This is a genomic window from Spirillospora sp. CA-108201 (assembly GCF_050936235.1).
Taxonomy (GTDB): Bacteria; Actinomycetota; Actinomycetes; order Streptosporangiales; family Streptosporangiaceae; genus Spirillospora.
Window position 1 is genome coordinate 6,284,418 of record NZ_JBNJNE010000001.1, and the last position, 23,523, is coordinate 6,307,940.

The following is a 23,523-nucleotide window of genomic DNA, read 5'->3' on the forward strand; positions in this document are numbered from 1 at the left end:
ACTCGGGCGTCGAAAAACGGCCCGCGCGCCGAAACGGCCCGCGCACGGCGGTGTGCCAGGCGCGGGCCGTCGCGAACCCTGCGAACGCCGTGCGGGTCAGTCGTCCGACTTGGCGCTGGGCAGCTTCTCGGAGATGAGGTCCATCACCGTGCTGTCGGCGAGCGTCGTGACGTCGCCGACGCTGCGGTTCTCCGCGACGTCCCGCAGCAGCCGGCGCATGATCTTGCCGGAGCGGGTCTTCGGCAGCTCCGGAACGATCATGATCTGGCGGGGCTTGGCGATCGGGCCGAGGGTCTTGGCGACGTGGTCGCGCAGCTCGCGCAGGAACTCCTCGCCGTCGACGCCCTCGCCGGCGTCGCCGCGCGGGATCACGAACGCCACGATGGCCTGCCCGGTGACCGGGTCCGTCGCGCCCACCACCGCCGACTCGGCGACCTTCGGGTGCGAGACCAGCGCCGACTCCACCTCCGTCGTGGAGATGTTGTGCCCGGACACGAGCATCACGTCGTCCACGCGGCCGAGCAGCCACATGTCGCCGTCCGCGTCCTTCTTGGCGCCGTCGCCCGCGAAGTACAGGCCCTCGAAACGCGACCAGTACGTCTTGACGTACCGCTCGTCGTCGCCCCAGATCGTGCGGAGCATGCTCGGCCACGGCTCCCGGACCACCATGAAGCCGCCGCCGCCGTCCGGCACCGAGCGGCCCTGGTCGTCCACGACGTCCGCGGCGATGCCGGGCAGCGGGCGCATCGCCGCGCCCGGCTTGCCCTCCGTGACCCCGGGCAGCGGGCTGATCATGATGGCGCCGGTCTCGGTCTGCCACCACGTGTCGACCACCGGGGTCCGGTCGGCGCCGATGTGCTTGCGGTACCAGACGTAGGCCTCGGGGTTGATCGGCTCACCGACCGACCCCAGCACGCGCAGGGACGACAGGTCGTACCGGGCCGGGATGTCGTCGCCCCACTTCATGAACGTGCGGATCGCCGTGGGCGCCGTGTAGAAGATGGACACCTTGTACTTCTGGATGATGTCCCACCAGCGGCCCTTGTCGGGGGTGTCGGGCGTCCCCTCGTAGATGACGCTGGTCGCACCGTTGGCGAGAGGCCCGTACACGATGTAGGAGTGGCCCGTCACCCACCCGATGTCGGCCGAGCACCAGTAGACGTCCGTCTCCGGCTTCAGGTCGAACACCGCCCAGTGCGTGTACGCGCACTGGGTCAGGTAACCGCCGCTGGTGTGCAGGATGCCCTTCGGCTTACCCGTCGTACCCGACGTGTACAGGATGTACAGCGGGTGCTCGGAGTCCATGGGCTCGGCGGTGTGCTCGTCGCTCTGCCGCTCGACGACGTCGTGCCACCACAGGTCGCGCTCGTTCTCGGCCACCTGCTCCCCGGTGCGTCGCACCACGAGCACGTGCTCGATCGTCGGCGTCTGCGCGACGGCCTCGTCCACGATGCCCTTGAGGTCGGACGGCTTGCCGCGCCGGAAGCCGCCGTCCGCCGTGATGACGAGCTTGGCCTGCGCGTCGTCGATGCGCGTCCTGAGGGCCTCCGCCGAGAAGCCGCCGAACACCACCGAGTGGGTCGCGCCGATGCGCGCGCACGCCAGCATCGAGATCGGCAGCTCGGGGATCATCGGCAGGTAGATCGCGACCCGGTCGCCCTTGCGGACGCCCAGTTCGAGCAGGGCGTTGGCGGCCCTGTTCACCTCGCCCTGGAGGTCGGCATAGGTGATGGTGCGGGAGTCGCCCGGCTCCCCCTCCCAGTGGAACGCCACCGTGTCGCCGCGTCCGGCCTCCACATGCCGGTCGACGCAGTTGTAGGCGACGTTCAGCTCCCCGCCCACGAACCACTTCGCGAAAGGCGGGTTGCTCCAGTCCAGGACGTCGTCCCAGCGCTTCGTCCAGGCGAGCCGGTCCGCCTGCTCCGCCCAGAAGCCCAAGCGGTCCTCGGCGGCGCGCTCGTAGGCGTCCGCCTTGACGTTCGCCGACGCGGCGAGGTCCGGGGGCGGGGGGAAACGGCGCGTCTCCTGCAGAAGGTTCGACAGTGTCTCTTGGCTCTGGCTCAACGCGAAACTCCTTGCTAGCTCAAGCGGGGGTCGCCCGGTATCCCCACTTCACCAGGTAGGTCCCGGTCCCCACAAGGCCGCGATCCCGGGTGTCGGGGGGATGGACGCGATCGGCGCTCACTGCTCTGGATCCTGCATTGTGATGCCCGACACAACGGGCCTTCCCGCGTGCGGCCCCAGGGAACCGTCTCGGCTACGCGCCCCACTGGGCCGCTGCGTAAGCGCTCCGGACGACGGCATAAAGTCAGGCCGTGACCGATGCTCTAGCTGATGTTGCGAACCTTCCCGGCGTCGTCGACGCCGTCGACGAGGCGCGCAGGGCCGTGGACCGGCTGCTCGGCCACCGCGTCCTGCGGCGGCGCAGCGCCGAGGTCTCCACGGAGTCGGCGCTGCGCGGCGCCCGGGCCTCCGCGGTCCTCGACGGCGCCTCGGTCACGCTGGACGAACTGCGCACCACCGATCACCCGTCCGACCCCGTCGTGCAGGGGGCCCTGCGCGTGTCGGCCGAGCTCGGAACGCTGACGGAGGTCTGGCGCAGAGCGCCGCGGCAGGCATTGGCGCGCCTGCACGTCCTCGCCGCCGCGGACGCGGTCGACAGCGCCGATCTCGGACGTCCCCGCCCCGGCGACGGTGTCGTGAAGGACGTTCTCGGGCTGGGGGAGCCGCCCTCGCCGTCCGAGGTGGCGGCTCGCCTGGACGCGCTCAGCGGGCTGCTGACCGAACCCACCAAGGCGCCGGCTCTCGTGGTCTCGTCGATCGTGCATGGCGAGCTCCTGGCTCTGCGTCCTTTCGGCTGGGGAGACGGGGTCGTCGCCCGTGCCGCCCAGCGGCTCACCCTCGTCGCCCGTGGGCTGGACCCCAAATCGCTGGTCGCCCCTGAGGTCGGCCACCTCGAACTCTCCGACGAGTACGCCGAGGCCCTTCGCGCCTACACGTCCGGTTCGGCGGAAGGCGTCGCGCGTTGGATCGTCCACTGCTCCTCGGCCATCGCGGCCGCCGCGCGGGACTCGCAGGCCATCTGCGAAGCGTTCATGCGCGGCTGAGAATGTCACCTGGTAGGAGCATCCTGGTCCTATGGCCGATCGCATGCACGGGCGCCCCGCGGCACCGACCGAGACCACGATCTCGTCGGCGAGCTGGGATTCGCGTGACCTGACGGGGGAGCAGCACGACAGCGTCCTGTTCGTGGACGTGGACATGACCGAGGCCGGCGGCACGGGTGCCGTCTTCACCGACTGCACGTTCCGGGGTGTGCGCTTCAACGCGTCCAGCCACACCGACGGGGCGTTCCTGAACTGCACGTTCGTCCGGTGCGGTTTCTTCGACGCCGCCTTCACAGGCTGCAAGTTCGTGGGCAGCATGTTCGACGGCTGCACCTACGACCTGATGAAGGTCAAGGGCGGCGACTGGTCGTTCACCGGTCTCCCCGGCGCGGACCTGCGGCGCGCGGCGTTCACGGACGTGCGCATGCGCGAAGCGGATCTCACCGGAGCCCGCTGCGCCGGAGCGGAGCTGCGGGGGGTCGACCTCTCGGGGGCGTCGCTGCACAAGGCCGACTTCTCCGGTTGCGACCTGCGCGGAAGCGACCTGTCGTCGCTGGACCCGCTCACCGCCGAGCTGAGGCGCGCGGTGATCGACCCGTTCCAGGCGGTCGTGCTCGCGACGGCGCTGGGGCTGGACGTCCGCGAGTAGGGCGGGGCCTACCGGGTGCGCGGGCAAAGCGAACGGCGTCCCTTACCAGGACGCCGTTGCTGAGACACGTCACACCGGGTTACCAAGCGTGCACCTCATATCCGTCGGATCGGGTCAAGCCCGTCTCGACGCGCCTCCCGCGGCTGGTCGCGCGTGGGTACCCGGCTGCCGTGCCCGGACACTCGGTCCGTATGACCTGTGTACGCCTTATTTGCCCAGATGACAAGCCCCATTCGGAAAACGGCGCGCGACCCGCCGGGGCGGCGCCGCAAGGGACTCCGGTGCCCTCTGAGGCCGGTGAGGCATATTCCGGACTTCCGTAACCGTCATTCGGATCGCAAAATTGATCACTCAGTGTAACTATTTCCCTTTGGTCGCCGATCGGGCGAAGGCACAGGAAAGATCTTTAGTTCTCCTGTACGCTCCCACTCCCGTCCCGTTGCACTTCGTGCGCACCGGAACGGGGCCCTGCCGGGTCCGGGAGGCGCACCCTGCGCCGGCCGCTCCGGCGGATCGTCGCCGTCAGGTGCGAAAAATCGCCACGTGCCGGGCGAGTTTGCGGCTCGACGGAACTCTCGACGATCGGGCAGCATATGTTGTATCCGCCTAGACTTGAGTCGGTGAGTTTGCTTCTTCCATAGAGCGGACTTACCCGTGGCATAGCCCGAACTCCCCGAGACCATTCTGGGAAAGCGGGCCGGCTCTACCCCCCCGGAGCCGGACCGCCGGCGACCCCCGCTCTCCCCCCCGGCGGGGGTCGCCCTGTCGTGAGGCGGCCGGGCGGTGGCCCCCGGGGTATCGATCCCGCGCCACCGCCCGCCCGCCGCCTCGGGGCGAAGTTATCCACAGTCGGCGGAATCTTCTCGCCGCCCTCCGCGCCCGCCGCAAGGTGGATGTCTCCGAACGTCGAAGGAGCATCCGATGAATCTCGCGGCACTGATCGTCACGGGCGACCCCGCCCTCGCCGACGGCCTCCTCCGCCTCGCCGCCGCCGCAGACGCGCACGCCGAGGTCGCCTACGGCGCCGACGAGGCCCGCCCCGCCTGGAGCTGGCCCTCCCTCGTCCTCCTCGGCGCCGACATCGCCGAGGACGTCGCCGCCGCCGGCCTGCAGCGCCGGCCGGGCGTCGTCCTCGTCACCGGCGACGCCTCCGCCGACGCCTACCGCCTCGCCGTGGAGGCCGGCGCCCAGGACGTCGTCGCCCTCCCCGACCACGAGGACTGGCTGATCGACGCCTTCGCCGCCGCCTGCGAACCCGAGGGCGGCTGGGCCACCGCCCTCTGCGTCGTCGGCGCCCGCGGCGGCGCCGGGGCCAGCGTCCTCGCGACCGCGCTCGGCCTCGGTGCGGCGGGCCAGGGCCTGCGGACCCTCCTCGTCGACGCCGACCCGTTCGGCGGCGGCGTCGACCTCCTCCTCGGGCTGGAGTCGCACGAGGGCGTCCGCTGGCACGACCTCGCCGAGCGCCGCGGCCGCCTCAGCGCCGCGACCCTCCGCGAGACCCTGCCCGGCTCGGGCGACCTGTCCGTCCTGTCCTGGCGGCGCGGCGAGCCCGTCCCCGTCTCCGAAGAGGCCGTCCGCTCCCTGCTCGACGCCGCCGCCCGCGGGTTCGACCTGGTCGTCGTCGACGTCCCCCGCCACCCCGGCGACATCGGCCGCGCGGCCCTGCGCACCGCCGCCGCCACGTTCCTGCTCGTCCCGGCCGAGGTCCGCGCCACCGTGGCCGCCGACGGCCTCGCCACCGCCCTCCGCCGCGACACCGCCGACCTGCGCCTCGTCGTCCAGGGCCCGGCCCCGGGCGGCATCACCCCCGACGCGGTCGCGAGCGTCCTCGGCCTCCCGTTCGCCGGCTCCTTCGACCGCGACCGCCGCCTCCCCGCCGCCGTCGACTCCGGCGACCTCGAACGCGCCTGCCGCCGCGGCCCCCTCGCCGACTTCTGCGCCTCCGTCCTCGCCGATCTGGCCCTCCAGCCCGACGCCTACCGGGAGGCGGCGTGAACGGCCTCTCCAGCGCCGTCCGCGACCGGCTCGCCACCACGGGCGCCGAAGCCACCACCGGCCGCGTCGCCGCCGCGCTCCGCGCCGAGGAGCGCCTCCTCGGCGACCGCGAAGTCCTGGCCCTGGCCGACGAGTTACGCGCCGAGTTCGTCGGCGCCGGCCCCCTGGAGCCCCTGCTGCGCTCCCCGGACGTCACCGACGTCCTGGTGAACGGCCCCGACGAGGTCTGGATCGACACCGGCTCCGGCCTGGTCCGCACCGCGGTGCGCTTCCCGGACGAGGTGACCCTCCGCCGCCTGGCCCAGCGCCTCACCGCCGCCGCCGGCCGCCGCCTCGACGACGCGTCCCCCTACGCCGACGCCCGCCTCCCCGGCGGAGTCCGCCTGCACGCCGTCCTCCCGCCGGTCGCCGCGACCGGCACCTGCCTGTCCCTGCGCCTCCCACGCCGCCGCGCCTTCACGCTGGACGAACTGGTCACGGCCCGCACCATCCCACCCGAGGGCGCCGACCTGCTGGCGGCCCTGATCGAGTCCCGAGCGGCCTTCCTGATCAGCGGGGGCACCGGAACCGGCAAAACGACCCTGCTGAGCAGCCTGCTCTCCTTGGCGAACCCCTCCGAGCGCCTCCTCCTGGTAGAGGACTCCGCCGAACTGAAGCCCACCCACCCCCACGTCGTGAGGTTGGAGGCCCGTCCGCCCAACACCGAGGGCGCCGGAGGCGTGACCCTGAACGACCTCGTCCGCCAGGCCCTCCGCATGCGCCCCGACCGCCTGGTGGTAGGCGAGGTCAGAGGCCCCGAGGTGGTGGTTCTCCTGCAAGCCCTGAACACGGGCCACGAGGGAGGTTGCGGCACTCTCCATGCCAACACCGCGGCCGATGTCCCCGCCCGCCTCGAAGCCCTGGCCTGCGCGGCGGGCCTCACCCGCGAGGCCGTCCACAGCCAGCTGGCCGCCGCACTCGACGTCATCGTCCACCTGGTCCGCGACCCAGCCGGAGGCCGCCGCCGAGTAGCCGAGATCTGCCTTCTGCAACGAGGCCCAGACGGCCTGGTCGGCGTAGTCCCCGCAATCTCCTTCACCGCCTCCGGCGAAACCCTCCCCGCCAAGGGCGCCACCGCCCTGACCACCCGCCTACACCTCCCCGCACCCAGCCACCTTCTGCACTCTTGCCTCCCGCGTGGACCGAAATGACCTTCCTTCCTACGACTTGCCTCCTGAACCTGCTGCGAGGTGCCTGGTGTTGATCGCCATGACCGTCCTCGCGCATCTGCCGCCGTGCGGAGCCGCCCGACTCCCACCCCGGCGCCCTCCTGCCTGGACCTGCCGCGAGGTGCCCGATGCTGATCGTCCTAGCCGCCCTCTGCGGTGGCGCGGCCGTGTGGATTCACCTGGCGCCCGCCCCCGCTGCGTACCGCCTGGATCGCCTGGGCGCGCCGCCGCCAGGCGACCCGATGCGTCCGCTACGCGCCAGGCTGGAGGCCCACAGGGAACGGCGAACGCGGCCGCAACGGCGCCGGGGCTCGATCATCGAACTCTGCGATGCCATGGCCGCCGAACTGTCCGCCGGCCGGACCCCCGACGAAGCCTTCACGGCGGCCGCCGCCGTCCTCGACCCGTACATCTCCAGAGAACTGCTCAGCCTGCCCCGCCCACCGCCGGACCACCTGGACGAACTGGCCGCGCAGCCAGGCGCCGAGGGCCTCCGCCTCCTCGCGGCCTGCTGGCGGATCGGTTCCGAACGCGGCGGCACCCTGGCCACCGTCCTGGACGGTCTGGCAAGCGCCCTCCGCGATGAGGAGGCCCAACGCCAGGACGTGTCCGTCCAACTGGCGGGCCCCCGAGCCACAGCCCGCCTCCTGGCCGCCCTTCCCCTCCTGGGCCTCGCCATGGCCGCCGCCCTGGGGGCCCACCCCATTCCGTTCCTCTGCACCACTCTTCCTGGCCTCGCCTGTCTGATCGCAGGCACAGCCCTCAACGCCACCGGCCTCTACTGGACCCGCCACCTAGCCAAATCCGCCGAATCCCCCCACTAGCCGACGCCCCACTGGCGTCCAGAGGAGAGATCGGGCGAGGAGCGCGCTGGTGGCGGCCCGTGGGGGCGAGCTTCGGCAGCTGGGGCCTGCGGGGCCTGCTCCGGAAATGGCGTCTTGCGCGCCTATGGAGTCGCGGGGGTGTGATCGGACGATTCGAGCAGGAAGGAGTAGGTGAACTGATGACGACGCTCATGGTCCTGCTCTGCGCAGCGGCGTCTGGGTTTCTTCTTCCCTGGGGGACCAACACCTCCGCGTGGAGGCTGAGCGGCCAGTTCGGGGGGCCTCCGCCTAGGCATGCGGCTCCCAAACGGCGGCTCGCGTGGGTGCCGCATCGCGTTCGCCCACACGCCGGGTCCGTCCATGCCCCAGAAGCAAAGGACAGGGACGGGCCTCCCGAAGCATCCGGGCGCCGCGACGTGATTCTTCGCCGGGCGGCCGCGGGCGTCGCCGGAGCGTCGTGCGTGGTGATGCTGGGCGGCCTGGCCGGTGGAGTGATCGGTGTGCTGGTCGCCGCGGCCGTCTGGATGTCGTTCAGCCGCCTCGGCGGTGGCGAACGCCGCCGCAGACGGGCGCGGCTCATCGCCGACCTCCCCGTCGCCGTCGATCTCCTCGCCGCCTGCCTGCGCGGCGGCGCGCCCTGGCACGAGGCGGTCGAAGCGGTCGCGGGCGCGGTGGGAGGCCCGCTCGGCGAGGAGTTGCGAGCCGTGTCCGTCCAGATCCGATTAGGGGCGGACCCGGCCGAGGCATGGCTGGCCCTGACGGAGGAGCCGATGCTCGCCCCCCTGGCGCGCGCGGCCGTCCGGGCGGCGTCGACAGGAGCGGCGCTGGCCCCCTCCCTCAGCCGCCTCGCCCGTGACCAGCGCCGCGTGGCTCGTTCGGCCGCCGCCGCCCGGGCGCGAGCGGCGGGCATCCGGGCACTCGCCCCGCTCGGGCTGTGCTTCCTTCCCGCCTTCGTCCTCCTCGGCGTCGTCCCGGCCATCGCCGGGATCGCCTCGACGATCCTCCTGCCCTGGTGAGCGGGTTATCCACAGAACGCGGTCAGCCCTTCACCCGGCCCTCCAGCACGGCAGCCTTGAACCGACACGAGCGAAAGGAGCCCCCATGAGGGCGTGGAAGACGGTGGTGCGGCGATGGTCCGGAACGTGCAAGGACCGCGGGATGTCCACCGCCGAGTATGCGGTCGGCACCATCGCCGCGGCGGCCTTCGCCGGCCTGCTGTTCAAGATCGTGACGAGCCCGCAGGTGAAGACGATGCTCTTACGGATCATCGAGAAGGCCCTCAACCTGGCTGGTTGAGGGATGGCGGGATGGCCACGGCGGAGATCGCCGTGGCCCTCCCGTCCCTGGTGCTGATCACCGCGATCGCACTCTGGGGCGTGAGGGCGGCGTCCATACAGCTCGCCTGCTCGGACGCCGCCCGCAGCGGCGCACGAGCGGCCGCCAGAGGTGAGTCGCTCACCGCCGTACGTGAACTGGTGGAGAGGGCCGTCCCGAAGGAGGCGACCGTCCAGGTCCACCGCGACGAAGCCACCGTCCGAGTCGACATCTCGGCCCCCGTGGCCACAGGAGCTGCGATCGGCCTCCCGCCCCTCACCGTCCACGCCCACACGGCCGCCGAGACAGAACCGAACGCCCCGCCTGCCACCCCATAACCCACACACCCACCGCCGAGTGCTCACGGTCGAGCCCTCAGAAGTCGCCACGACCGCGAGTACCTCTCCCGCCTGCTCAGCGGATGGGGACGCCCGCGCGGACATCACGCAGCTCATCGAGCGGAGAGATCTTGCAGGCTCGGTTTCCGTCCCGGCCGAGGCCCGATGCCACCGCCGGACTTACACGGCCTCGCACGCAGCGAGGCAAGTGTCGGAGACGAGATGCGGCGCGGACCCGTGACGCGAGGTGCGGCGCGGACCCGTGACGCGAGGTGCGGCGCGGACCCGTGACGCGAGGTGCGGTGAGGGCGGTGAGGCGTGGGCGGGGAGCGGGAGGGCGGTGAGGGAGTTGAAGTGTGGGCGGGGAGCGGGAGGTGCGGTGTGGTCGGGGCGTGGGGCGGTGGGGTCGAGGCGTGGAGGGGGAAAGTGCGGCAGCGGGTTGGGGAGCGGGAGTGGAAGGGCTGGGGGCGGCGGGTGAGGGCTTGGGGTGGGGATCGGGGGTCGGGGTCGGTCTGGGTGTTGGGGTTCGCGGTCGTCGTCTGGGTGGCGGGGGTGGCGGCGATCTTGGTTGGCGGGGTCCGGGGAGCGCGGAACCGGGGGGAGGCGGCGGCGGACATGGCGGCGCTGGCGGGGGCGGCGCGGGTCGCGGACGGGGGCGCGGCCGCCTGTGCCCGGGCCGGGCGGATCGCGGTCGGGTCGGGGGCGCGGATGGTGCGATGCGTGGTGCGGGGTGAGGTCGTCGACGTCTCGGTGGCCGTCGAAGTCCCGAGGCTCATGGGGCTGGGGGGACGACGGATCGTTTCTCGGGCGAGGGCTGGCCCTGTGGCGCGAGACGGCGTACCCTGGCGCCACATGTCTCGTTGCACTGAGTGTCAATAGAGGCGGGGAGGGGTGCGGAGAATGAAAACACGTTCCTCTTTGTCATCCCGCTGTGACTTTTGCTACCGGGTGGTACGTTACGCTGCCGTAAGCCTGTAGTTATCGCCGGGTGCGGTGCGCCCGGCGGAAGACCGGCGCGAGCTGTCGAAGGGATTGAGGCCGTGACCATCATTCGCAGGATCGGTGCGATCGCGCTCGCGGCACCCCTTGCGATGAGCTTCCCGGTACTCGCCGCCCTGCCCGCGCAGGCGGCCTCGACCAGCGTCATCGTCCCGGCCAACGGCGCCGTGATCAGCAGCGGGTCCCAGGTGACGGCGAAGGCCCACTTCGACTTCGCGATCACGATGCAGCTGCGGGTGGAGGGTCCCGGGATCGGCGACACGTTCCTCCAGGAGAAGGGTCTCTCCGGCGATATGTCCGGAACCTTCTCGATCAACCGAAATGGTCGCTACAAGGTCTTCCTGCTCGGCAAGCAGACGAACCACGTCTACGACTCCAATACCTTCACCGTGCGCATCACGCCGGCGGCCCCCACCGGCGTGTCCGCCGGGGCGTCCGGCGGCAAGCTCGTCGTGAAGTGGAACCGCGGCCTCGAAGACGACCTCACCGGCTACACGCTCGCCGGTTCGGGCGTGAAGTCCAAGTCCGGTTCGCTGAACTCCCTCTGCTCGGGAACGAACTGCTCCACCACCCTGGCGCTGACCAGGTCCAGCGGCGCGGCCTCCGTCGGCGTCAAGGCGGTCAGGTCCACGGGCACGGGTGGATCGCTCTACTCGGGCATCACCTCGGCGACCGCCTCGCTGGGCGGCGGAACCGGTTCGACCCCTGGCGGTTCGGTGCCGTCCCTGCCGTCCGGCGGCTCCGGGGTCCCCAGCGCCGGCACGCCGCTGACGCCGTTCAACAACGAGTCGCCGGTGACCCTCCCGTCCGTCCAGCCGGACGGCGCGACGCCGGGGTTCACCTACCCCGCGCCGCAGATCGCCACCGATTCGCCGCGGGCCCAGAACATCGCGGCGACCGACCGGCTCCAGTGGGGCAAGAGCGTCGGCATCGCGCTGGTCCTGCTGATCGTCGCCGCGCACCTCGGGACCTGGACGCGCCGCCTGCGCGTCGCCCAGGCGGGGACGAGCAGCAACGGCATGGCGGCCCGCATCGCGCGCAGCGGCACCGGCCGCAGGCGGGTGAGCAAGACGCGCCAGCAGATCGCGCGCGCCGAGGCCCTCGCCAAGACCGCCCCGGTCGCGGCGGCCAGAGCCAAGGGGGCCCGCTCGTCGAAGCGCGGGACCGGCACGGCCGTCCTCGACTCGAAGCCGAAGACCGGCCGCCGTCCCGCGACCCTTCGCAAGCCGTCCGGCGGAGTGAACGTCCGCCTCGCCGACTCCGGCGCGAAGCCCAAGCGCGGCGCGAAGCCCAAGCGCGGCCGCCGTCGCAAGTGACCCTCTGAACCACCCCTGACCGAGCAGAGCACACGCCCCTGCGGGCCGGATGGGTCTGCTTGGTCTGCGTCTGGTGCCTGGCAGGACGGCAACGCGCGCAGCGGTCTCCGCGCCGCCCCTCCGGGCTTTCGGGCGTTCGGTGCGCTTGGGGTTGTGGGGAGGGCGGACTTGGGTTGGTCAGGTGGCTTGGTGATCTTGGGATAGGCCGGTGAGGATGCCTTGCAGGCCCAGGTCGAAGCGGTCTGTCAGGCCTGGGCGGGCGGTCAGGGTGTCGGCGACCGCCACCAGGTTCGGGTAGCGGTCGGAGGGCAGGTCGTTCAGGGAGCCGCTGATCTCGGCCAGGCGTGACGGGTTCTCGGGGCCCTTGCCGAAGTTGCCCGTCCTGGGCGGCCTCGCGGTCGACATCCCTGACGAGCGGCGTCTCGGCAGGCTCGGCCGGGCGGAGGCGGCGCAGCCGGCCGAGCGCGTCGCGGGAGGCCCGCTCGACGCCGAGGCCCTCCACCGCCTGTACGGCTACAGCGAGGGCAACCCGCTGTTCGTGGTGGAGACCATGCGGGCGGACGCGCCCGCGGACACCGCGAGGGTGCGGGCGATGATCGCGGGACGGCTGGAGCGGCTGTCGCGGCCGGCCGTGGGCAGCGCCAGGACCCAGCTGCGTCTGCTGACGGCGTTGCCGGCGCCGCTCGTGGCGTGCGAGGGGTACGGGTCGGAGCGGATGACGCGGGTGCACGCGCGGGCGCTGCGGCTGGCCGGCCGGCTCGGCGCCGGGCCGGAGCCGCCGCTCGTGTGGTCGCTCGCGCTGGCCGCGCTCACGCGCGGCGAGTGGGCGGCGGCGCACGACTCCGGTGAGCGGCTGCGGGACCGCGCCGAGCGCGACGGAGACGTTCCTCTCCCACGCCGGCGAGCGGGCCGGACGCGGCGCCCCGCTGTCCCAGATGGTCGTCTTCCGGATCGGCCAGGGCGTAGCGAGGGTGCCCGACGAGGCGACCGCGTTCTCGCACCGGGACGCCCGCTACCTGTTCCACCCGATCTCGGTGTGGGCGGACCCGTCCGACGACGGGGCCATGACCGCCGGGACCCGCGCGTTCGCGTCGGCCATGCGGCCGTTCGGCACGGGGGCGTCGTACGTCAACTTCACGGCGGAGGGGAACCGCGTCCGCGACGGCTACGGCGAGGAGTACGCGCGGCTGGTCGCGCTCAAGGACGCCTACGACCCGGCCAACCTGTTCCGCCTCAACCAGAACATCCGTCCGACGCACCCGGCGGAACCCGTGCTCGCGTGACGCGGCCCGCCTCGTTCACCGCTTTCCCGGGGGACGGGTGAGGGCAGTGGGGCTGGCGAGAGCTCTGGGCACGGTCTAGGCTGCCTTGCCAGTCGGATCGTCTGGCTTGTCCGGCAATGCGGTCCGTTGTCCGAGACCTCGGCCCCGTCCTGAACCGGGCCCGATGGAGAGGGGACCCTCCGCATGATCTTCCTGGGACTGCTCGTCGCGCTCGCCGCCGGCGCCGTCGGCGTCGCCGTGGTGCTGGACAATCCGGGCGCGACCCGGCTGACCCTGTTCGGCGACGAGGTCCCGGGGATCACCTCGCAGTGGCAGGTCTTCATGGCGGGCGCCGTCGTCGCCATCGTCTTCATGGCGGGCATGATGGTCGCGACGCTGGGGTTCCGGCGCGCGATGGGCATGCGGCGCGAGCTCCGCGACCTGCGGGACGAGCACGAGGAGTCCCTGCAGACCCTGGAGATGGAGCGGCGCAGGCTCCAGCAGGCGCTGGCCCAGGCCCGGCGCGGGATGGACGACCAGGCCTCCGTCCCCGCCCAGCGCGTCGCCCCCAACTGAACGCGCTACTCCGGGGCCTCGTGCAGGAGGACGGCCAGAAGGTCGAGAGCACCGCGCTTGTCCAAGGGCTCGTTGCCGTTGCCGCACTTGGGGGACTGGATGCAGGACGGGCAGCCCGAGTCGCACTCGCAGGACGCGATGGCGTCGCGGGTAGCGCGCAGCCAGGAAGCGGCGTCGCCGTAGCCGCGCTCGGCGAATCCCGCGCCGCCCTCATGCCCGTCGTAGACGAAGACGGTGAGCAGCCCGGTATCCGGGTGGACGGCCGTAGAGACGCCGCCGATATCCCAGCGGTCGCACGTGGCGAACAAGGGGAGCAGACCGATCGAGGCGTGTTCGGCGGCGTGGGCGGCGCCTGCCAGGTCGAGGTCGTCCAAACGCGAGATCTGGTCTTCGGAGAGCGTCCACCATACGGCGCGCGTACGGAGAGTCCTTAGCGGCAGGTCCAGGGGTTTCTCGCCGAGCATCTCGCCCGTCTGCAAGCGGCGCATCTGGTAGGCGACCACTTGGCGGGTGACCTCGACGGTCCCGAAGCTGAGCGTGGCCTCGCCCCAGGAGACCGAGCGGAGCCGCTCCACGATGCTGATGTCGGTGACGTCGCGGGCGGTGGTCGAGTAGTCGGGGTCGGCCGCTTCGACGAGCGCGACAGAGTCGTCCAGGTCGAGGGTCTGGACGATGAACGACTCGCCCTGGTGGATGTAGACCGCCCCCTCATGGACGGTGGTGTACGCGGACGGCTCGTCCACGGTGCCGAGGAGCCGCCCGGTGGAAGCTTCGACGACCTGGATGGGGGCGCCGCCCGCGCCCCGGATGTCGGCCAGGTCGCAGGCCCTGTCGCGCCGCGTCCAGTACCAGCCGGCGGGGCGCCGGCGCAGCAGACCGCGGCGCACCAGGTCCGGCAGCAGGTCGGCGGTCGCGGGCCCGAACAGCGGAAGGTCGTCCTCGGTGAGCGGCATCTCGGACGCCGCGGCGCACAGGTGCGGTTCGAGGACGTAGGGGTTGTCGGGGTCGAGCACGGTGGCCTCGACCGGCGTCCCGAAGATCGCCTCGGGGTGGTGGACGAGGAACGTGTCGAGCGGGTCGTCGCGGGCCACCAGGACCGACAGCGCCGCCTGCCCGGAACGTCCGGCGCGTCCCGCCTGCTGCCAGAGGGACGCGCGGGTGCCCGGCCATCCGCAGACCAGGACCGCGTCGAGCCCCGAGACGTCCACGCCGAGCTCCAAGGCGTTCGTGCTCGCCAAGCCGACGATCGAGCGTGAGCGCAGGGCGGCCTCCAGGGCGCGCCGTTCTTCAGGCAGATAACCGGCGCGGTAGGCGGCGACCTGCTCGGCCAAGCCGGGGGCTACCTCGTGCAGAGCGCGCTTGGCGCTGAGCGCCACCGACTCGGCGCCGCGCCTGGACCGTACGAAGGCCAGCGTCTGAACGCCCTCGACGACAAGGTCTGCCAAGAGGTCACCGGCCTCGGCGGTGGCCGTACGGCGAACGGGCGCACCCTGCTCACCGCGCAGGTCTGTCAGCGGCGGTTCCCACAGGGCGAACGTGGCGGGCCCGCGCGGAGAGGCATCGTCGTCCACGGCCACCACGTCAAGGCCAGTGAGGCGGGACGCGGCCACAGCGGGCTCCGACGCGGTGGCCGAAGCGAGGATGAACGTGGGGGACGCGTGGTACCGCGCGCAGACCCGGCGCAGGCGGCGCAGAACCTGCGCGACATGCGACCCGAAGACGCCTCGGTACCCGTGGGCCTCGTCGATGACGACATAGCGGAGGCGGCGCAGGAAGGACGACCACCGGGCGTGCGAGGGAAGGAGCGACCTGTGCAGCATGTCCGGATTCGTCAGTACGTAGTTGGCGTGCTGCCGGACCCACGTCCGTTCGTCCTGCGGGGTGTCGCCGTCATAGGTCGCGGCGCGCAGCCGCGTGAGGCGCAGCGAACGGAGAGCGCGGAGCTGGTCGGCGGCCAGAGCCTTCGTCGGCGAGAGATACAAGACCGTTCCCTCATGGCGAGGGTTCTCGTCACCCGCGTAGATCGCCTCGACGCAGGGCAGCAGGTAGGCGAGCGACTTGCCGGACGCCGTCCCTGTGGCGATGATCACAGAGCGTCCGGCGCGGGCGTGCTCGGCCGCGGCGGCCTGGTGCCTCCACGGGGACTCGATGCCGGCGGCGGCCAGCCGCTCCACCAGCAGCGGCGTCGACCAGGAGGGCCACGCGGCCCGGCGTCCGCGCCGTGCGGGAACGCTCTCCACATGGGTGATGCGTTCGCGCCGCGCGGGGTCGGCGAGCAGCCGGTCCAGGGGAGTTGAGGATCTTTGGGCGCCCATCAGGTTTTCAGTGTGCCAGCCGGGGCAAAACTACGGGAACGCCCCGGCGCCGGAGGGCCCGTTCCCCCTGCTCTGACCCTGAGATCAGCAGGTCAGGCGGGATGGCGCGAACTTTCGCCCGTGTGGGCGATTACGCGCGTACACGACGCCGGGGCGTGGTTGAATCACGGCGAAGTCTCGGCGGTCGGCGCCCTACCCAAGGGGCCCGGACGAGCGGGATCGGATAGTGCTGCACGGCGCGTGGAGGATCTGTGGATCTGAAGGTTAACGACTACACCACCGACGATGGCCTCACCGTCATCAACGTGGAGGGCGAGATCGACGTCTACACGGCGCCGAAGCTTCGCGAGAAGCTCATCGACCTGGTCAACAAGGGCAAGTTCCACCTGCTCGTGGACATGGAGAAGGTGGAGTTCCTCGATTCGACCGGGCTCGGCGTCCTCGTCGGCGGACTGAAGCGGGTGCGCGCCCACGACGGCTCGCTGGAACTCGTGTGCACCCAGGAGCGCATCCTCAAGATCTTCCGGATCACGGGGCTGACCAAGGTCTTCGGCATCCACGACTCGATCGCCGAGGCCGAGGAGAAGCGCAAGGGCGCCAAGTAGGCGGCCCGCGGCTGAGATGTCGACCGTTGAACTGTCCTTCAGCGCGCTGCCCGTCCACGTCCGGACCGCCCGCCTGATCGTGACCGCCGTCGCGCGCCGCAGCGGCGTCGCCGAACCTCTCCTGGACGAGGTCCGGCTCGCGGTCGCCGAGGCGTGCTCCCGGGCCGTGGAGGCGCACCGCCGGCACTGCCCGGACGAACCCGTCCGCCTCGAACTGCGCGGCGGGAAAGGCCGCTTCGAGGTGATCGTCAGCGACACCGTCCCCGGCGACCTCTCGCCGGAGGGGCTCCCCGCGGCCGCTTCGGACGAGGAGGAGGACGAGTTCGTGCTGGGCGAGGGCTCCGCCGAACTCGGCCTGGCGGTCATCGCCGGGCTCGCCGACGACGTGGAGATCGCCAACACGCCGAAGGGGGTCCAGATACGGATGAGCTGGCCGGCCGAGGCCGAGGCGAGTATTTGATTGCAGTGTTTGCTTTTTCGGGCCTGGGGGCCCGAAAAAGCAAGCCACTGCGTGCGATCGCTGCATCGCTTCGGCTCGCCCAGGGGCTCGCTGCGCGATCAGGTTCTCGCTCCGCTCGAACCTGCCTTCGGACGCGATCGCGGGTATTGAGGTCGCCGCGTGGTTGCTCCACCGGCTGAGGTCGGCGGTGTGTCCTTTGCAACCGTGGTCTCTGTAGGGCTTGGCGGCCCTGCTCGTGCCTTCCTCCTTCGGGCCTTGACGGCCCTCCATCATCGAGAACTGCTGGCGATCGCTGGCATCGCTCCGGCTCGCCCAGGGGCTCGCTGCGCGAGCACGTTCCTGCTTACCCGAACCCGCCTTCGAATGCGGGGGCAGGTCATTGACGTCTCTTAAGAAGCCCGCCCCATCGGGCGCACCTGTTCACCTGACGGGCCCGCACCAGAGGCTGCCCGGTGCTCTCGCCGCATGTGCCTGTGTCCACGTGTCGCGCTGCCCCCTGGCCCGGAGTGTCTGCGCCTCTCGTCGCGTCTGTGGCGTGGCCCGCGCTGGGGGCGCGGGAAAGGGTGGGGCGTTGCCTCGCGTGGCGGGGGGCGGGGGCGGTCACCGTGGGTGAGCGCGGGTGGGGGGCCGTGGGGCTGGTGGGGTGGAGGGTGTGAGATTCTCTTGTGATCGTCGGGATCTGAGGCGATTTGGGTCTAGACATATTCCGTGTTAATGCCTAGCTTGAATGCCGAGGCCGGTGGTCGTGCCGATGTGCCGGTCATGGCCTGTGCCCGTCAAGGTATCGGCCGGGTAATGAAAGTCTGGCCCGGTCTGACCTGGGACGATGCCGCCTGAACAGGCCAATGGGTCAATTTCCGGCGTATCGCGTGTTTCATTTCGGCGACATCTTCGTGAAGGGCGTCGCGGCCTTAACATTCGACTTACGCGTGCGTAGACTCCCGGCACCCGTGTTGCCGTGCGAGGCGTTCGAAATCGTGACTCGTTGGGTACGCGGTAAAGATCGCTTTTATCTCGGTCGCGATCGCAACGCCCCTGTCGAGGAGGACGGATGCCCGGGTTTTCCCTGTCAGACCCGGCCAGCGCTGAAGTGGATCTCGGCGGCGGCGACCTTTCCCTGGTCGTCGTCGTCGCCGTGGTCGCACTGCTCGCACTGGCCGTCGCCGCGGGTCTCGTACGCGACGTCCTGGCCGCCGGCCAGGGCACCGCGAAGATGCAAGAGATCGCGCGCGCCGTTCAGGTGGGCGCCGGCGCCTACCTGAAACGCCAGTTCCGCACGGTCGCGATCTTCGTGGTCCTGATCCCGCTCGTCCTGCTGATGCTGCCCGCCGACTCCACCGGCGAGCGGATCGGCCGGTCCGTCTTCTTCGTCATCGGTGCGATCTTCTCCGCCGTCACCGGGTTCACCGGCATGTGGCTGGCCGTCCGGGGCAACGTCCGCGTCGCCGCGGCCGCCCGGGAGGAGGGCGGCGAGAAGACCGCGATGCGGATCGCCTTCCGCACCGGCGGCGTCGCCGGGATGTTCACCGTCGGGCTCGGCCTGTTCGGCGCCGCGGTCGTGGTGCTGGCCTACCAGGGCGACGCGCCGAAGGTGCTGGAGGGCTTCGGGTTCGGGGCCGCGCTGCTCGCCATGTTCATGCGGGTCGGCGGCGGCATCTTCACCAAGGCCGCCGACGTCGGCGCCGACCTGGTCGGCAAGGTCGAACAGGGCATCCCCGAGGACGACCCGCGCAACGCGGCGACGATCGCCGACAACGTGGGCGACAACGTCGGCGACTGCGCCGGCATGGCCGCCGACCTGTTCGAGTCGTACGCGGTCATGCTCGTCGCGGCGCTGATCCTCGGCACCGCGGCGTTCGGCAACCAGGGCCTGGCGTTCCCCCTGATCGTGCCGATGATCGGTGTGATCACCGCGGTGATCGGCATCTTCGCGGTGGCGCCCCGCTCCGGCGACCGGTCCGGGATGACCGCGATCAACCGGGGCTTCTTCATCTCCGCGGGGATCTCGGCGGTCCTCGTCGCGGTCGCCGCCTTCGTGTACCTGCCCTCGTCCTTCGCCGACCTGGACGGCGTCCGCGACAAGGCCATCGCCGGCCTGGACGCCGACCCGCGCCTGGTCGCGCTCGGCTCCGTCCTGATCGGCATCGTGCTCGCCAGCGCGATCCAGCTGCTCACCGGCTACTTCACCGAGACCAACCGCAAGCCGGTCAAGGAGGTCACCAACAGCGCCCGGACGGGGCCCGCCACCGTCATCCTGTCGGGCATCTCGCTCGGCCTGGAGTCGGCCGTCTACACCGCGCTGGTGATCGGCGCCGCGGTGTACGGGGCGTTCCTGCTCGGCTTCGGCAACACCACCGTCGCGCTGTTCGCGGTGGCGATGGCCGGCACCGGGCTGCTCACCACCGTCGGCGTGATCGTCTCGATGGACACCTTCGGGCCCGTCTCCGACAACGCCCAGGGCATCGCCGAGATGTCCGGGGACGTCCGGGGCGAGGCCGCCTCGGTGCTGGAGCGGCTGGACGCGGTCGGCAACACCACCAAGGCCATCACCAAGGGCATCGCGATCGCGACGGCGGTGCTCGCCGCGACCGCGCTGTTCGGCTCGTTCCGCACGACGGTGATCGCGGCGCTCGCCGGCGCGTCGAACAGCGCCAAGGACGCGATCGGCGCCGAGTTCCTGGACTTCAACCTGTCGATCGCGAGCCCGAACGTGCTGATCGGGCTGATCATCGGCGCGGCCGTGGTGTTCATGTTCTCCGGTCTGGCGATCATGGCGGTGGGCCGCGCGGCCGGCCGGGTCGTGGTGGAGGTGCGCGAGCAGTTCCGCACCAAGCCCGGGATCATGGACTACAGCGAGAAGCCCGACTACGACCGGGTCGTGGACATCTGCACCCGGGACGCGCAGCGCGAACTCGCCACGCCGGGCCTGCTGGCCATCATGACGCCGATCGCGGTCGGCTTCGCCCTCGGGTACGCGCCGCTCGGCGCCTACCTCGGCGGCGCCATCGCCGCGGGCGTGCTGATGGCGGTGTTCCTCGCCAACTCCGGCGGCGCCTGGGACAACGCCAAGAAGCTCGTCGAGGAGGGCCACCTCGGCGGCAAGGGCAGCGACGCGCACGAGGCCACGATCATCGGCGACACGGTCGGCGACCCCTTCAAGGACACCGCCGGTCCCGCGATCAACCCGCTGATCAAGGTGATGAACCTGGTCGCGCTGCTGATCGCGGACGCGGTGGTGACCTACGCGGGCAACACCCCGCTGCGCGTCGGCGTCACCGTGCTGTCCGTCGCGGTCGTCGTCGCGGCGATCGTGATCTCCAAGCGGCGCGCCGACCCGATCGCGGACTCGTCCGGCGACCCCGCCGTCGAGGGCGGCAGGCCGGGGCCGGACGCCGCGAAGAGCGGCGAGGCGGCGGGCGGGCTCGACAAAGGGGCTCCGGAAGAAGCGGCCGTAGGCGCCGACCAGGCCGGGGCCAAGGCCGAGCCGGACGCCGAGGAGTCGTCCGCCGGGAAGTCCTGACCGTCTGAACGCGTGGGGCCGGTGGCGACGCGCCACCGGCCCTCCGCGTTTCCAGGGGTCCCGTGCGACCATCCCGGGGCCGGTCGTACGCTGGACGTGAGGGCGGGACGTCCCGTCCTCGACCCAGGCGGACCGAACTCGGGAGGCGGCCGTGGCGAGCGGCGGCGGCAAGCGGGCGATGTCGGGGCCCAAGGGCTTCGCGATCGTGATCGGCGGGATGCTCGGCATCATGCTCGTGCTCTGGACCCTGGCGGCCCTCGCGGCCCCCTAATGTGACGCCCATGCCCACGCTCATCGTGCTCCGCCACGCCAAGGCCGAAGCCGGCCTCGGCATACCTGACATCGAACGCAGGCTCACCGATCGCGGGCGCCGTGACGCGACCGCGGCCGGGGACTGGCTGCGCGCGAACGACCTCGTTCCCGGGCGGGTCCTGTGCTCGCCCGCCGCGCGGACCCGGGAGACCCTCGCCCGCCTGGCGCTGGACGCGGAGACCGCCTTCGAGCCGGGCATCTACGACAACGACCCCGACGGGCTCCTGACCCTCGTCTCCGAGGCGCCGGACGCCGGGACGCTCCTCCTCGTCGGGCACAACCCGTCCGTGCACCACCTCGTCCACGACCTGGCCGGCCAGGCCCCCGACGCCTTCCCCACCTGCACCGTCGCCGTGATCGACTTTCCTCCCGGCGAGTGGGCGGACGTGCGGCCCGGCCTCGGCGCGCTGCGCACCGTCCACACGCCGAAGGACTGACGGTTCAGCCCGGCGGCTCGGCGGCCTCCAGCGACGACGCGATGACCTGGTTCACGTCCTCGCGCAGCTCCCTGATCGTGTAGCGGGTCCCGGAGACCTGGAGCAGGGCGTGCCGCAGCGGGGTCGGCTCGTCGGGGCCGACGCCCTCCTTGATCTCGGCGCGGCGCCGCCGGGTCAGCGTGGACAGGTAGGAGTCGAGCTCGGCGAGCTCCTCGGCGAGCTCCAGGACGGGAATGCCGGCCTCCGGGTCGCGCTCCCCCGGCTCCTCCAGCAGGCCGGCCGCCTCCTCCAGCTGGTCGGCGAGGCGGTCGAGGATCTCGGGGATCGGCCCGGTGTCCACGGCCTGCTCCCGGGACAGCTTCGCGACCGCGATGAGGTGGTCGCGGGCGCGGTGCGCGGCGGCCACGGCCCTGCGCAGCCGGTCGATCAGTTCGAGGTCGGGCACCCGCTCGTGGCCGAGCCGGGTCCGGGTCTCGGCGACGGCCTCCGCCGCCCGCTCCGCCGTCACGATCGTGTCGTGCGCCAGCCGGACCCGCTCCCCGGCGAGGACGTCCGCCGCCGTCCGGACGAGGCCCGCGTGCGTCCGCAGGAGCCGTTCGAGCTGGCCGGGCAGCCGTTCGAGGTGCCCGGCGGGCCACAGCAGGAGGACGGCGAGGTAGGCCATCAGCGACCCGGCGAGCGTGAGCCCGATCCGCTCGCCCGCGATGCGCCAGTCGGCGGGCGCGGAGAAGTCCAGCAGCATCATCGCCAGGGGCGTGCCGAACAGGGCCCAGTAGGAGAAGTTCACCGCCCGCATCGCGAACCCCGCGCCCGCGAAGCAGAACGCGATGACCGCGACGGTCGGCTGCCCGGGCGCGAGGGTCAGGATGACCGCGGCGACGGCGGCCCCGGCCGCGGTGCCCCCGACGCGCTGGACGAGCCGGTCCACGGTCTCGCCGTAGGTGGCGCGCAGGCTCAGCATCGCGGTGATGGTCAGCCAGTGGCCGTGCGGGATCTTCAGCGCGGCGGCGAGCGCCATCGACACGACCGCCGTCACGTACACCCGCGACACCTGCCGGAACGTGGGGGACCGCGTGCGGACGGCGCGGCGCACCCGGTCCCAGACCGGCGTCGGGTCGAGCGTGCCCGGCATCCGCGGCGCCCCGAACCTGATGCGCAGGCCGCCCGCGACGAGCCGGCGCGTGGAGGCGACCTCGCCGGCGATGCGGTCGACGGAGCGGCGCACCTGGCCGATCAGCGCGACCGCGACCAGGTCCTCGTCCCCGGCGAGCCCGGCGCGCCTGATCTGCTCGGCGGCGCGGACCATCCGCCGGACGGCGGCGGACTCCTCGCGGCCGAGCGGCGCCTCACCCGCCGTGGCGATCGCCCCGGACAGCAGCCGCAGCCGCGCCGCGAGGGCCGAGATCGCCGTCTGCGTCTCCAGCTGCCACTCGCGGTCCGGCGGGTAGTTCTTCGCCGCCTCCAGCACGGCCTGGAGCGTCACCGTCTCGTGCAGGACGCGCCCCAGCGCGTCGATGACCCGCTCGGGCCGCGTGGGTTCGTTCCCCGCCCGCCCCGACCGGTACAGCCCGTAGGTGGCGCGCGCCGCCGTCAGCGACTCCGACGCCGCCCGCCGCTTGGCCTCCCAGTCGGGGATGCGGGTGACCGCCATCAGGTCGGGGTTCGTCAGCTCGACGGCGTCGAGGGGCCCCGCGTCGGGGGCGCCCACGTCCTGCGCGACGGCGTCCAGCGCCTCGGCGACCGCGTCGGCCGACTCGCTCAGCGCCTCCCGCAGCGGCCGCAGCCGCCGCGCTGGCCAGGGCGCCAGCAGCAGCCCGGCGGTGAGCAGCCCGCCGACCAGCTCCAGCAGCCCGACGTCCACCACGTCCGCGGACGGCGGCCGGACGGCGCTCAGCAGCACCGCGAGCCCCGCCGTCGACCCGATCCGCGGCACCGCCACGCCGAGCGCGACCAGCGGCGGAACCACGATCACGGCTGGCCACAGGTGCCCGCTGAGCAGCCCGCCCACCCCGGACCCGACCGCGACGATCAAGACGCCGACGGCGAGGTTGCGCGCCCGCGCCCCGTAGGGGCCCTCCGGCGCCCGCAGCGCGACGAGGTACGCACCGAGCGCGATCATCGACCCCTGCGCGGCGCGCCCGGTCAGCGCCCCCACGAGCAGCGGCACGGTCACCGCGAGCGCAGCGGCCAGCCCGTAGTAGGGCGCCGCCTGCCCATGCACCTGGGCATAAGCCCCGCGCGCCCGCCGCAGCATGGGGGGTGTCTACCCCCTTTTCCCCTGGGGCG

At 72.1% G+C, this 23,523-nt stretch carries 21 protein-coding genes; 16 read left to right on the top strand and 5 right to left on the bottom strand.

What is annotated here, in order from left to right; translation table 11 throughout:
- Positions 1-96: 96 nt before the first annotated feature.
- Complete coding sequence (gene acs / locus ACQEU6_RS30345; RefSeq protein WP_499336458.1) at positions 97-2,064, bottom strand: acetate--CoA ligase; 1,968 nt, start codon at positions 2,062-2,064, stop codon at positions 97-99.
- A gap of 251 nt (positions 2,065-2,315) precedes the next feature.
- Between acs and ACQEU6_RS30350 the strand changes: the two genes are divergently transcribed.
- The 10 genes from ACQEU6_RS30350 to ACQEU6_RS30395 all read left to right on the top strand — a co-directional run bounded on the left by ACQEU6_RS30350 (position 2,316) and on the right by ACQEU6_RS30395 (position 11,750).
- Entirely contained in the window at positions 2,316-3,107 is a 792-nt protein-coding gene (locus tag ACQEU6_RS30350; RefSeq protein WP_499336459.1) for a Fic family protein, read from the top strand.
- Between the two features lie 31 nt (positions 3,108-3,138).
- Positions 3,139-3,756 (top strand): pentapeptide repeat-containing protein, encoded by a 618-nt coding sequence (locus tag ACQEU6_RS30355; protein ID WP_499336460.1) that lies wholly within the window; start codon positions 3,139-3,141, stop codon positions 3,754-3,756.
- Positions 3,757-4,677: 921 nt separating this feature from the next.
- Positions 4,678-5,751 carry a septum site-determining protein Ssd gene (ssd, locus tag ACQEU6_RS30360; protein WP_499336461.1) on the top strand — a complete coding sequence of 358 codons (1,074 nt, stop codon included), beginning with the start codon at positions 4,678-4,680 and terminating at the stop codon, positions 5,749-5,751.
- Entirely contained in the window at positions 5,748-6,941 is a 1,194-nt protein-coding gene (locus ACQEU6_RS30365; RefSeq protein WP_499336462.1) for a TadA family conjugal transfer-associated ATPase, read from the top strand. Before ssd ends, ACQEU6_RS30365 begins: the two co-directional genes overlap by 4 nt.
- Positions 6,942-7,294: 353 nt before the next feature.
- On the top strand, positions 7,295-7,783 hold the full coding sequence (locus ACQEU6_RS30370) for a type II secretion system F family protein (RefSeq protein ID WP_499336463.1): 489 nt from the start codon (positions 7,295-7,297) through the stop codon (positions 7,781-7,783).
- A 416-nt stretch (positions 7,784-8,199) separates the two neighbouring features.
- A complete protein-coding gene (locus ACQEU6_RS30375) occupies positions 8,200-8,799 on the top strand; it encodes a type II secretion system F family protein (protein WP_499336464.1) in 600 nt (199 codons plus the stop codon).
- Positions 8,800-8,941: 142 nt separating this feature from the next.
- On the top strand, positions 8,942-9,079 hold the full coding sequence (locus tag ACQEU6_RS30380) for a DUF4244 domain-containing protein (RefSeq protein ID WP_221494190.1): 138 nt from the start codon (positions 8,942-8,944) through the stop codon (positions 9,077-9,079).
- A gap of 11 nt (positions 9,080-9,090) precedes the next feature.
- On the top strand, positions 9,091-9,435 hold the full coding sequence (locus ACQEU6_RS30385) for a TadE family type IV pilus minor pilin (RefSeq protein WP_499336465.1): 345 nt from the start codon (positions 9,091-9,093) through the stop codon (positions 9,433-9,435).
- A gap of 474 nt (positions 9,436-9,909) precedes the next feature.
- Complete coding sequence (locus tag ACQEU6_RS30390) at positions 9,910-10,314, top strand: Rv3654c family TadE-like protein (protein ID WP_499340384.1); 405 nt, start codon at positions 9,910-9,912, stop codon at positions 10,312-10,314.
- 161 nt (positions 10,315-10,475) lie between these two features.
- Positions 10,476-11,750 carry a hypothetical protein gene (locus ACQEU6_RS30395; protein ID WP_499336466.1) on the top strand — a complete coding sequence of 425 codons (1,275 nt, stop codon included), beginning with the start codon at positions 10,476-10,478 and terminating at the stop codon, positions 11,748-11,750.
- A gap of 177 nt (positions 11,751-11,927) precedes the next feature.
- Here the strand turns inward: ACQEU6_RS30395 and ACQEU6_RS30400 are convergent, their stop codons facing one another.
- On the bottom strand, positions 11,928-12,155 hold the full coding sequence (locus tag ACQEU6_RS30400; RefSeq protein WP_499336467.1) for a hypothetical protein: 228 nt from the start codon (positions 12,153-12,155) through the stop codon (positions 11,928-11,930).
- Positions 12,156-12,263: 108 nt separating this feature from the next.
- Positions 12,264-12,563 (bottom strand): hypothetical protein, encoded by a 300-nt coding sequence (locus tag ACQEU6_RS30405; protein WP_499336468.1) that lies wholly within the window; start codon positions 12,561-12,563, stop codon positions 12,264-12,266.
- 32 nt (positions 12,564-12,595) lie between these two features.
- On the opposite strand from ACQEU6_RS30405, the gene ACQEU6_RS30410 reads away from it, so the two are divergent.
- Positions 12,596-13,033, top strand: coding sequence for a BBE domain-containing protein (locus tag ACQEU6_RS30410; protein WP_499336469.1), 438 nt, complete (start codon positions 12,596-12,598; stop codon positions 13,031-13,033).
- A 183-nt stretch (positions 13,034-13,216) separates the two neighbouring features.
- Positions 13,217-13,588: a hypothetical protein gene (locus ACQEU6_RS30415; protein ID WP_499336470.1), complete on the top strand. Its 372-nt coding sequence runs from the start codon at positions 13,217-13,219 to the stop codon at positions 13,586-13,588.
- Between the two features lie 5 nt (positions 13,589-13,593).
- On the opposite strand, the gene ACQEU6_RS30420 is transcribed toward ACQEU6_RS30415, so the two are convergent.
- On the bottom strand, positions 13,594-15,903 hold the full coding sequence (locus ACQEU6_RS30420; protein ID WP_499336471.1) for a DEAD/DEAH box helicase: 2,310 nt from the start codon (positions 15,901-15,903) through the stop codon (positions 13,594-13,596).
- 251 nt (positions 15,904-16,154) lie between these two features.
- Between ACQEU6_RS30420 and ACQEU6_RS30425 the strand changes: the two genes are divergently transcribed.
- The 4 genes from ACQEU6_RS30425 to ACQEU6_RS30440 all read left to right on the top strand — a co-directional run bounded on the left by ACQEU6_RS30425 (position 16,155) and on the right by ACQEU6_RS30440 (position 21,237).
- Positions 16,155-16,508 (top strand): STAS domain-containing protein, encoded by a 354-nt coding sequence (locus ACQEU6_RS30425; RefSeq protein WP_021597910.1) that lies wholly within the window; start codon positions 16,155-16,157, stop codon positions 16,506-16,508.
- A gap of 16 nt (positions 16,509-16,524) precedes the next feature.
- Positions 16,525-16,968 (top strand): ATP-binding protein, encoded by a 444-nt coding sequence (locus ACQEU6_RS30430; RefSeq protein ID WP_499336472.1) that lies wholly within the window; start codon positions 16,525-16,527, stop codon positions 16,966-16,968.
- Positions 16,969-18,019: 1,051 nt separating this feature from the next.
- Positions 18,020-20,488 carry a sodium-translocating pyrophosphatase gene (locus ACQEU6_RS30435; RefSeq protein WP_499336473.1) on the top strand — a complete coding sequence of 823 codons (2,469 nt, stop codon included), beginning with the start codon at positions 18,020-18,022 and terminating at the stop codon, positions 20,486-20,488.
- Between the two features lie 281 nt (positions 20,489-20,769).
- Positions 20,770-21,237 (top strand): SixA phosphatase family protein, encoded by a 468-nt coding sequence (locus tag ACQEU6_RS30440; RefSeq protein ID WP_499336474.1) that lies wholly within the window; start codon positions 20,770-20,772, stop codon positions 21,235-21,237.
- 4 nt (positions 21,238-21,241) lie between these two features.
- Here ACQEU6_RS30440 and ACQEU6_RS30445 read toward each other — a convergent pair whose 3' ends face one another.
- Entirely contained in the window at positions 21,242-23,491 is a 2,250-nt protein-coding gene (locus ACQEU6_RS30445; RefSeq protein WP_499336475.1) for an FUSC family protein, read from the bottom strand.
- Positions 23,492-23,523: the final 32 nt, after the last annotated feature.